2 protein-coding genes are annotated in these 2521 nt (G+C 44.7%); both read left to right on the top strand.

Annotated elements, in window-relative coordinates; all coding sequences use genetic code 11:
- Positions 1–2112, top strand: a 2112-nt coding sequence (locus ACFIK1_RS00745; RefSeq protein WP_375661847.1) for a DUF4815 domain-containing protein, incomplete at its 5' end; no start/stop codon positions are given.
- A 14-nt stretch (positions 2113–2126) separates the two neighbouring features.
- The coding region (locus ACFIK1_RS00740) for a Bgr_08870 family protein (RefSeq protein WP_375661846.1) at positions 2127–2521 on the top strand (395 nt) is incomplete at its 3' end.

Genomic DNA, 2521 nt, shown 5'->3' with positions numbered 1-2521 from the left:
GGGAGCAGCTATAAGGTGACTTACCGCTATCGCGCAAAAATCACGGCTGATAAAGTAACAGCAAAGGAAATCACAGTCTCAGGGGGTGCGGAGGGTGGTGATATTATCGTCAGTTACACTTATAAATTGCCCCGCATTGACCGTATCGGTCTCAACACGGGGGGCAATGTGGTTTACATCAAAGGTATCTCAGTAGACCAACCCATGGCACCCAGTGTCCCTGATGATGTGTTGTCCCTTGCAACCATTACCAACAATTGGCTTGAAACGCCGGTTGTGGTCAATGATGGCACCCGTGTTGCCCCCTATGATGAGATGTGGCGCTATTTTCAACGGGTGCTTTCGCTTGACCGTCTCATGCAATTAGAGCGTATTAAAAGCAATGTTGACTCTAAAGAACCCGTTGCCAAAAAGGGCATGTTTGCAGACCCTTTTCTTGATGATAGTTACAGAGATGAAGGCTTTCAACAAACAGGTGCTGTAGGCAACGGCATTTTACAGCTTGCCATTGACCCAACATTCTATACTGCTCCTTTAAAAGCGCCTGTCACGCTTGACTGGACAAATGAAGTGATTATTGCGCAAGAGTTGACAACGGCTTGCGAAAAAATCAATCCTTATCAAAATTTTGCAACCTTACCTGGTACAGTAACCCTTGAACCCGCGACAGACTTTTGGCATGAACAGCGTACCGATTGGCTCTCAAGCGTGACCAATCAACTGAACATGGGATGGAACCGTGGGAGAAGCGTTCGTAAAACAGAAATCAGTGATGACTTGGTCAATGCACATCAAGAACAAACCGACTTTTTAAGACAAATTACTCTTCACTTTAAAATTGAAGGCTTTGGCAGTAGCGAAATCTTGGAAAGTCTTACCTTTGATGGTGTGAATGTTTTACCAAAGAGTCTCCTTATTGCCGATAGCAAGGGCACCCTTGAGGGCGCTTTCACGATTCCACAAAATATTACGGCTGGCACAAAAAATGTTGTGGCACGGGGAAAAGGTGGAACCATTGCAACGGGTCTTTTTACAGGTCAAGGCGTGATTGATGTGAAAGTGATGCGGCGCACCACAACAGTAAAGATATGGACGCAATTTGACCCACAAGCGCAAGTCTTTACCCCCGATGAAACACGGCAAATCACCGGTATTGACTTTCATCTTTGCAAAATCGGTAATGAGAACCATGATTTGGTGATTGATTTGGTCACTACAGAAAACGGTTATCCGACCGCCGATATTCAAGCACAAAGCTTTTATTCTATGAAGGGTGCAAAGCTAGGGTGGGCAGAGGCACGCTATGATGTCCCTTTGTTAGTCCCTAATGACCGTCTCACTGCTTTTGTCATTAAAACCGATGATGCTGATCATTCTGTCTCACTAGCAAAGCTTGGGGATTTTGATGCAGAACACCAGAGATACGTCTCGAGTCACCCTTACGTGACCGGTCCACGCTTTTCTTCTGTTAACGCACAAAGTTGGACAGCCCATCAAGATGAAGCCTTAGCCTTTCGAGTGCTGGCGGCACGCTACACACAAACAGAAAAAACCATTGATCTTGGCACTTTTGATCTTGTGGACTGCTCTGATTTACAAATACGCGCAGCCATTGAATTGCCTTCAAGCGATTGTTCTGTCATCTTTGAAATTGAAAGAAACAATGGCACAATTTATCAACTCCTGCCCTTTCAATTGCTCAGTCTTACTGAATATATCAGTGAAAAGATAAAGCTTCGCGCTATTCTCAAAGGAACAGAGAAGCTCTCACCCGTCTTGTTTGCGCCTGTTCAATTGATTGCGGGAAAGATCCATAAGGAAGCTACCTATGTCACGCGTGCTTTTGCCTTTGGTGAAAAAGCAAGATTGACCAGCTATATCAAAACCTTTTTACCAGGTGGTGCAACCTTTACACTCGAGATGCAACTGGATGATGGTGCTTTCACCCCTTTGAAATTAGAGGAAACAGAACAACTCGCTGAACCGCTTTGGACAGAACGAAAATTTACCAGCAGTGATAAAGGCGCCAAACAAGCGCGCTTGAAACTCACGCTTACCGGTGGACCGGCGGCACGGTCAATGGTGCGTGATTTTGGCGCTGGCATATTATAATGGGAAAATGAGAGATGACAAAAACCAAAAAACTCGACATGGAATTGCCTAAAGAAGGACGCTTTATCAGTTCTGAATTCCCAATCTTGCGGGAAAACTTGACCAAAATTGATCAAGCTCTTTTGGCTGTTGAGGAAAAGGTAGACGAAAAAGCACCTTCAAAACACACGCATACAATAAGTGATATCGCAGATCTTGAAGCAGCCCTTAAGGGCAAGATGGCAGCGGATAAAACCTTCTCATTTGCTGATTTAAGCGATATCGAGGGGGCAAAAGATGCTGCAAATAATTATGTTCTCTATAAATCAAGCAACAATAACTTCACCTTTGGGAGTGCTGTCTCACTGTTAGGCGCGCATCAACATAAAACCGAAGATATCGTGGGGCTTGATGATTTTAGAGCCAAGAT

This window comes from Bartonella sp. OC16QHHD (assembly GCF_042194035.1).
Lineage (GTDB): Bacteria > Pseudomonadota > Alphaproteobacteria > Rhizobiales > Rhizobiaceae > Bartonella.
Note: the sequence above shows the minus strand (reverse complement) of the source record. Positions and strands in the feature narration are given on the sequence as shown.